The following is a 6,710-nucleotide window of genomic DNA, read 5'->3' as shown; positions in this document are numbered from 1 at the left end:
ATGTGTATAAGAGACAGGTTGATCACCAACGGCAACACCAGGCCGATCGCCACCGCCTCGGTCGCCAAGCTGTTCATCGCCGACGACCTGCTGCTCCGCAAGCCCGAAGCCGGCCTGTCGGCCGACGACCGGGCCGCACTGGATTCCATGCTGCGTGCGTCCGACGACGGAGCCGCCGAGACGTTCTGGAGCCAGAACGGCGGCAACGCGATCATCACCCGGGTGGCCGGCCGCTACGGCCTGGCCGGGACCTCGCCGCCGTCGAACGGTGCCTGGTGGAACACCATCAGCACCGCACCCGACCTGGCGCGTTACTACGACATGCTGCTCAACGGTTCCGGCGGTCTGCCGCCGGCTCAGGCCAGCATCATCATGAACGACCTCGCAATGTCCACCCCGAGCGGCCTCGACGGCTACCCGCAGCGCTTCGGGATCCCGGAGGGCTTGTACGACGAGCCGGTGGCGGTGAAGCAGGGCTGGATGTGCTGCATCGGCAACAACTGGATGCACCTGTCGACCGGTGTGGTGGGGGCGGATCGCCGCTACATCGTGGTGATCGAGTCGCTGCAGCCCAGCGACGACGCCACCGCCCGTACCACCATCACCGAGGCCGTCAAGACCATCTTCCCCGGCGGCCGGATCTAGGCGGGTTGCCGCCGTAACGGCTTAGGGCTCCAGTAGATCCGGGCGGCGTTCGCGGGTCCGCTCCAGGGCGGCCTCGTGGCGCCAGGCGTTGATCCGGGCGTGGTCACCGGAGAGCAGCACGTCAGGCACGTCCAGGCCGCGCCAGCTCGGCGGACGGGTGTAGCTCGGCCCCTCCAGCAGGCCGTCGCGGTCCGGCGAATGCGAATCGTCACGTTGGGACGCCGGGTTGCCGAGCACGCCGGGCATGAGCCGCAGCACCGCCTCCAGCATCACCAGCACTGCGGGCTCCCCGCCGGCCAGCACATAGTCACCGATCGACACCTCTTCGACCCGCATCCGCCGAGCGGCGTCGTCGGCGACCCGCTGATCGATGCCCTCGTAACGGCCGCAGGCGAACACCAGATGCTCTTCATGGCTCCAGCGCTGCGCGGTGGCCTGGTCGAACAGTGTTCCCGCCGGGGTCGGGACGATGAGAACAGTCTGCTCCGAACAGATTTCGTCCAGCGCTTCACCCCAGACCGGCGCCTTCATCACCATCCCGGGGCCGCCCCCGTAGGGCGAGTCATCCACGGAGCGATGCACATCGTGAGTCCAGCGCCGCAAGTCGTGAACCTCGAACGCGACCATCCCGGATTCGATCGCCTTGCCGGGCAGTGATTGACGGATCGGGGCCAGGTAGTCGGGGAAGATCGTGACGACATCGATTCGCATGCCGCGCTTTACCCGTCCAGCTCCAGCAGCCCGTCGGGCGGTTCGATCACCACAGTGTTGTCGGCCAGCGACACCGACGGCACGAACGCGGCGATGAACGGCACCAACAGTTCCCGGCCGTCGGTCCGCTTGATCGCCAGCAGCTCGCCGGCAGCCGTGTGCAGCACCTCGGTCACGGAGCCGATCTCCTCCCCCGCCACGGTGCGCACCTGCAGACCCTCGAGCTGATGGTCGTAGTAGGTGTCCGGCTCGGTGATCGGCGGAAGGTCGGCGGAGTCGACGACGAAAATGCTGCCGCGCAACGCGTCGGCACCGTCGCGGTCGCCGATCCCGGCCAACCGCACCAACAGACGTGCGCCATGAGGGCGAGCCGCCTCGACCACGTAGTCGCGTTGCGGCGCACCGGATTTACGGGCGTGCAACGTCGCACCCGGCGCGAACCTGAGCTCCGGATCGTCGGTTCGGACATCGACGACGATTTCGCCGCCGATGCCGTGGGCTTTGACCACCCGCCCGACCGTCAGCTCCATGAGCCGGCCGACTACCGGTCGGTGTCCACCACGTCCACGCGGATGCCGCGTCCACCGATACCGGCGACGAGGGTGCGCAACGCAGTGGCGGTGCGACCGCCGCGACCGATTACCTTGCCCAGGTCGTCGGGGTGCACGTGCACCTCGACGGTGCGGCCGCGGCGGTTGGTCACCATGTCGACTCGTACGTCATCGGGGTTGTCGACGATGCCGCGCACCAGGTGCTCGACGGCGTCTGCCACTACGGCACTCATGGCCGCGGTCAGCTCTCGCTGGCCGACTCGGCGGCCTCAGCAGCGGGAGCCTCGGCGGCCTCGGCGGAAGCCTCAGCCTTCTCGTCAGCCTTGTCAGCCGCCTTCTCAGTCTTCTTGGCCGGCGCCTTCTTCTTCTTGGCGGTGGTGGCCTCGGTGGTCGGGCCACCCTCGGCCTCGGCCAGCGCAGCGTTGAACAGCTCCAGCTTGCTCGGCTTGGCCGGCTTGACCTTCAGGCGGCCCTCGGCGCCGGGCAGGCCCTTGAACTTCTGCCAGTCACCGGTGATCTTCAGCAGCTTGAGCACCGGCTCGGTGGGCTGGGCACCGACCGACAGCCAGTACTGGGCGCGCTCCGAGTCGATCTCGATCAGGCTCGGCTCTTCCTTCGGGTGGTAGCGACCGATGACCTCGATGGCGCGGCCGTCCCGGCGGGAGCGCGCGTCGGCAATCGCGATGCGGTACTGCGGATTGCGGATCTTACCGAGGCGGGTGAGCTTGATCTTGACAGCCATGAATACTCCTGCGATATCACGCTGCAATTCAGCGATGTGGGCGGGATTGCCCACATCCGGTTTTGCCTCGCGTGGTTGTGTCACCCCGCGCGGAGCCCCAACAGGGTCGCGTCACACGGCGGACAGCCGCCCATTGTGCCAGAAGCAGGCCGGTCAGCAGAAATCGCCTCAGGGCATCTTCTGGAAGCACTTGGTCTCGGAGCGCCGGCTCATCCGCCAACCGTCGGCGGTGCGGACGAACTCGTCGTCGTACCACAGCCCCACCAGCATCATCGGGTCATTCTCCCCGCTGAACACCATGGGATTGAAGCAGAAGGTGCGCGCGGTGGCGCCGTCGCCGTCGACGCGGATCGCCGGTAGCCCCAGCATGTGAGAGTAGGTGGCGAAATTGGGCAGCACCTCGGCCAGCCACGCCTTCACCTCCGGGAAGCGCCCATCGATGCCGCCCAAGGCGCGGTAGTCGATGTAGGCATCGGGGGTGAACACCGCGTCCAGACCGTCGAAGTTTCGGGTGTCGATCGCGGTCGAGTAGTCGACCAGCAGCTGCTGGATCTCCCAGCGGTCCGAAATTTCTTGTTGGCTCAGCATTCCTCGATTGAACACCACAGCGGTAAGGTAGGCCGCCATGCGGAAAATCTTGGCCGCAATCGCGGCTCTCGCAACAGTGTTCGCCTCTCCCGCCGTGGCGGCCCACGCCGATGCTGCGCAGCCGCTCGGCTCGGCGCCGGTGCCGGTCGGCCCCGCCCCGAACTGGCTCATCGCTGACCTGGATTCCGGGCAGGTGCTCGCCGAGCAGAACGGCTACGCCGCGACTCCCCCGGCCAGCACGATCAAGGTCCTGCTGGCATTGGTGGTGCTCGACGAACTGAACCTCGAGGACACCATGGTCGCCACCCCGGCCGACACCCACGTGGAGTGCAATTGTGTCGGGGTCAAGGCCGACCACAGTTACACCGCGCGGCAGCTGCTGGAAGGCCTGCTGCTGGTTTCGGGCAACGACGCCGCCAACGCGCTGGCGGACATGCTCGGCGGGCCCGAGTTGGCGGTGGCGAAGATGAACGCCAAGGCCGCTGCGGTCGGCGCGACCGCCACCCACGCCAGTACCCCGTCCGGGCTGGACGGCCCCGGCGGTCCGGGCGCCAGCACCCCGCACGACCTGGCGGCCATCTTCCGGGCGGCGATGGCCAACCCGGTGTTCGCCGAGATCACCGCGCAGCCCGCCGCGACGTTCCCGACCGATTCCGGGGAGCGTCCGATCGTGAATATGAACGAGCTGCTGGCCCGGTATCCGGGGGCGTTCGGCGGCAAGACCGGCTTCACCGATGCTGCCCGCAAGACCTATGTCGGCGGAGCGTCCCGCGACGGCCGGCGGCTGGTGGTCGCGATGATGTACGGGCTGATCCATGAGGGCGGGCCGACCTATTGGGACCAGGCGGCGGCCCTACTGGACTGGGGTTTCGCACAGTCTCCGATGTCGAGTGTCGGCTCGCTCTAGACCCGCGACTGGGCAGGGTTGTCCGGCATCCCCAGTTCGGGCCGAATAACTCTGCACGCTCAGCGGAGTCAATACACCCGGCCGCGCAGCATCACCAGGTCGGGACGCCCGAGCACCTCGGGGCCGCTGCGCGGGTCGTCGGCGAAACACACCAGGTCGGCCGAAGCGCCATGCTCCAGCACCGGTGCCCCCAGCCAGCGCCGGGCATCCCAGCAGGCCGCGCCCAGTGCCTCAGTGCGACTGAGGCCCACCTGGGACAGCGCGTCCACCTCATCGGCGATCCGGCCGTGGGCCACCATGCCGCCCGCGTCGGTACCGGCGTAGATCGGCACCCCGGCTTCGCGGGCCGCACCGATCCGTGATCGGCAGGTGGCGTGCAGCGCGCGCATGTGTGCGGCGTAGGTCGGGTACTTGGCCGCCGAGTCGGCGATCCCGGGGAAGTTGTCGATATTGATCAGCGTCGGCACCAGGGCGGTGCCGTTGGCCAGCATCATCGCGATGATGTCGTCGGTGATGCCGGTGCCGTGCTCGATGCAGTCGATGCCGGCGTTGATCAGGCCGGGCAGCGCCTCCTCGCCGAAGACGTGCGCGGTGACCCGGGCGCCGTTGGCGTGCGCGGCATCGATGGCCGACTTCAACACGTCGTCGGACCACAGCGGCGCAAGATCACCCACACCCCGGTCGATCCAGTCCCCTACCAGCTTCACCCAGCCGTCGCCCCGAACCGCTTGGGCAGCAACGGCTTCCGGAAGCCGATCCTCGTCATCGACGTTGATCGGCAGCCCGGGAATATAGCGCTTGGTCCGGGCGAGGTGCTGCCCGGCGCGGATGATGCGCGGCAGGTCGGCACGGTCGTCGAATGCGCGGGTGTCGACCGGTGAGCCCGCGTCACGGATCAGCAGGACCCCGGCGCGGCGTTCGGTCTCCGCTTGGCGCACCGCCTCGTCGACGTCCACCGGACCACCGGGCCCGATCCCGACGTGACAGTGCGCGTCGACCAGGCCCGGGATGATCCAGCCGTCGGAGAAGACGGTGTCGGCGCCATCGACCGGCTCGAGGCTGATCGCGCCGTCGACGATCCAGTATTCGACAAGCTGTTCGTCGGGCAGCCCGCGACCGGAAACGTGGAGCGCCAAATTACTTCTGGCCCGGGAAGTTCAGCTTGGACAGGTCGAAGTCGGCCAGCCCGGGAGGCAGCTCGTCGAGGCCTTCGGGCATCTGCGACAGGTCGGGGAAACCGGCGGGCATGCCGGGGCCGAACAGCCCCCTCGACTTCGGTGGGGTCGGGCCGCGGCCCTTGCCCTTCTTGCCGGCCTTACCCTTGGCTTTGCGGTTGGAGCTCTTGCGGCCCAGCCCGGGCAGGCCCATCCCGCCCATCATCGACGACATCATTTTGCGGGCCTCAAAGAACCGGTCGACGAGCTGGTTGACCTCCGAGACGCTGACGCCCGAGCCGTTGGCGATCCGCAGCCGCCGGGAGGCGTTGATGATCTTCGGGTCAGCCCGCTCGGCCGGTGTCATGCCGCGGATGATGGCCTGCAGACGGTCCAGCTGGCTGTCGTCGACGGCGGCCAGCGCGTCCTTCATCTGGCCGGCTCCGGGCAGCATGCCCAGCAGGTTGCCGATCGGGCCCATCTTGCGGATCGCCAGCATCTGCTCGAGGAAGTCTTCCAGCGTGAGCTCGCCGGAACCGATCTTGGCTGCTGCCTCTTCGGCCTTGCGGGCGTCGAAGACCTGTTCGGCCTGCTCGATCAAGCTGAGCACGTCGCCCATGCCCAGGATCCGGCTGGCCATCCGGTCGGGGTGGAAGACGTCGAAGTCTTCCAGCTTCTCGCCGGTGGAGGCGAACAGGATGGGCGCGCCGGTGACTTCCCGGACCGACAGTGCGGCACCACCTCGGGCGTCTCCGTCGAGCTTGGTGAGTACCACCCCGGTGAAGCCCACGCCCTCGCGGAATGCATCGGCGGTGGTGACGGCGTCCTGGCCGATCATGGCGTCTAGGACGAACAACACCTCGTCGGGCTGCACCGCATCGCGGATGGCCGCGGCCTGGGCCATCATCTCCTCATCGATGCCCAGGCGCCCGGCGGTGTCGACGACGACGACGTCGAAGTGCTTGGCCTTGGCTTCGGCCAGGCCGGCTGCGGCCACGGCGACCGGGTCGCCGGGGGTGCCGGTATCGCCGGCGACCGAAGTCCCGGGGTGCGGGGCGAACACCGAGACTCCGGCGCGCTCCCCGACGACCTGCAACTGGTTGACCGCTCCCGGGCGTTGCAGGTCGCAGGCCACCAGCAGCGGGGTGTGGCCCTGGCCGCGCAGCCAGGTGGCCAGCTTGCCGGCGAGCGTGGTCTTTCCCGCGCCCTGCAGACCGGCCAGCATGATCACCGTGGGTGGGGTCTTGGCGAACACCAGCTGCCGGGTCTGTCCGCCGAGGATGCCGATGAGCTCCTCATTGACGATCTTGACGACCTGCTGAGCCGGGTTGAGCGCACCAGAGACCTCGGCGCCCTTGGCCCGGTCCTTGACCCGGCCGATGAACGCGCGCACCACCTGTCTCTTATACACA

Annotated in this window: 9 protein-coding genes; 2 read left to right on the top strand and 7 right to left on the bottom strand. The window is 68.3% G+C overall.

The genetic code is table 11. From position 1 onward, the window contains the following. The coding region (locus tag LI94_RS19595; RefSeq protein WP_046302240.1) for a hypothetical protein at positions 1 to 645 on the top strand (645 nt) is incomplete at its 5' end. A 21-nt stretch (positions 646 to 666) separates the two neighbouring features. On the opposite strand, the gene trmD is transcribed toward LI94_RS19595, so the two are convergent. The 5 genes from trmD to LI94_RS19570 all read right to left on the bottom strand — a co-directional run bounded on the left by trmD (position 667) and on the right by LI94_RS19570 (position 3,237). Continuing rightward, the gene (gene trmD, locus LI94_RS19590; protein ID WP_024443227.1) at positions 667 to 1,356 is read right to left on the bottom strand and encodes a tRNA (guanosine(37)-N1)-methyltransferase TrmD; all 690 of its coding nucleotides are present in this window, start codon (positions 1,354 to 1,356) and stop codon (positions 667 to 669) included. Between the two features lie 8 nt (positions 1,357 to 1,364). After that, positions 1,365 to 1,886, bottom strand: coding sequence for a ribosome maturation factor RimM (rimM, locus tag LI94_RS19585; protein WP_024443228.1), 522 nt, complete (start codon positions 1,884 to 1,886; stop codon positions 1,365 to 1,367). Positions 1,887 to 1,897: 11 nt separating this feature from the next. Next, positions 1,898 to 2,140 carry an RNA-binding protein gene (locus tag LI94_RS19580; protein ID WP_019736217.1) on the bottom strand — a complete coding sequence of 81 codons (243 nt, stop codon included), beginning with the start codon at positions 2,138 to 2,140 and terminating at the stop codon, positions 1,898 to 1,900. Positions 2,141 to 2,148: 8 nt separating this feature from the next. Next, positions 2,149 to 2,649 carry a 30S ribosomal protein S16 gene (gene rpsP / locus LI94_RS19575; protein ID WP_024443229.1) on the bottom strand — a complete coding sequence of 167 codons (501 nt, stop codon included), beginning with the start codon at positions 2,647 to 2,649 and terminating at the stop codon, positions 2,149 to 2,151. Positions 2,650 to 2,817: 168 nt separating this feature from the next. Beyond that, positions 2,818 to 3,237: a nuclear transport factor 2 family protein gene (locus LI94_RS19570; RefSeq protein ID WP_046302241.1), complete on the bottom strand. Its 420-nt coding sequence runs from the start codon at positions 3,235 to 3,237 to the stop codon at positions 2,818 to 2,820. Positions 3,238 to 3,274: 37 nt separating this feature from the next. Here LI94_RS19570 and LI94_RS19565 point away from each other — a divergent pair, with 37 nt between their 5' ends. Continuing rightward, positions 3,275 to 4,144, top strand: a complete 870-nt coding sequence (locus tag LI94_RS19565) for a serine hydrolase (RefSeq protein ID WP_024443231.1) — start codon at positions 3,275 to 3,277, stop codon at positions 4,142 to 4,144. Positions 4,145 to 4,212: 68 nt separating this feature from the next. Here the strand turns inward: LI94_RS19565 and LI94_RS19560 are convergent, their stop codons facing one another. Both LI94_RS19560 and ffh read right to left on the bottom strand, forming a co-directional pair. Then, positions 4,213 to 5,280 (bottom strand): amidohydrolase family protein, encoded by a 1,068-nt coding sequence (locus LI94_RS19560; RefSeq protein ID WP_024443232.1) that lies wholly within the window; start codon positions 5,278 to 5,280, stop codon positions 4,213 to 4,215. A gap of 1 nt (position 5,281) precedes the next feature. Further along, a partial coding sequence (gene ffh / locus LI94_RS19555; protein ID WP_046302239.1) for a signal recognition particle protein occupies positions 5,282 to 6,710 on the bottom strand: 1,429 nt, incomplete at its 5' end.

The organism is Mycobacterium sp. UM_Kg27, assembly GCF_000972905.1.
Classification (GTDB): Bacteria; Actinomycetota; Actinomycetes; order Mycobacteriales; family Mycobacteriaceae; genus Mycobacterium.
This window is presented reverse-complemented; position numbering and strand designations above follow the sequence as displayed.

What these genes read in the sequence shown, in the direction of transcription:
- trmD (WP_024443227.1), bottom strand. Translation starts at nt 1,356, where the DNA reads ATGCGAATCGATGTCGTCACGATCTTCCCCGACTACCTGGCCCCGATC.
- rimM (WP_024443228.1), bottom strand. Translation starts at nt 1,886, where the DNA reads ATGGAGCTGACGGTCGGGCGGGTGGTCAAAGCCCACGGCATCGGCGGC.
- LI94_RS19580 (WP_019736217.1), bottom strand. Translation starts at nt 2,140, where the DNA reads ATGAGTGCCGTAGTGGCAGACGCCGTCGAGCACCTGGTGCGCGGCATC.
- rpsP (WP_024443229.1), bottom strand. Translation starts at nt 2,649, where the DNA reads ATGGCTGTCAAGATCAAGCTCACCCGCCTCGGTAAGATCCGCAATCCG.
- LI94_RS19570 (WP_046302241.1), bottom strand. Translation starts at nt 3,237, where the DNA reads ATGCTGAGCCAACAAGAAATTTCGGACCGCTGGGAGATCCAGCAGCTG.
- LI94_RS19565 (WP_024443231.1), top strand. Translation starts at nt 3,275, where the DNA reads ATGCGGAAAATCTTGGCCGCAATCGCGGCTCTCGCAACAGTGTTCGCC.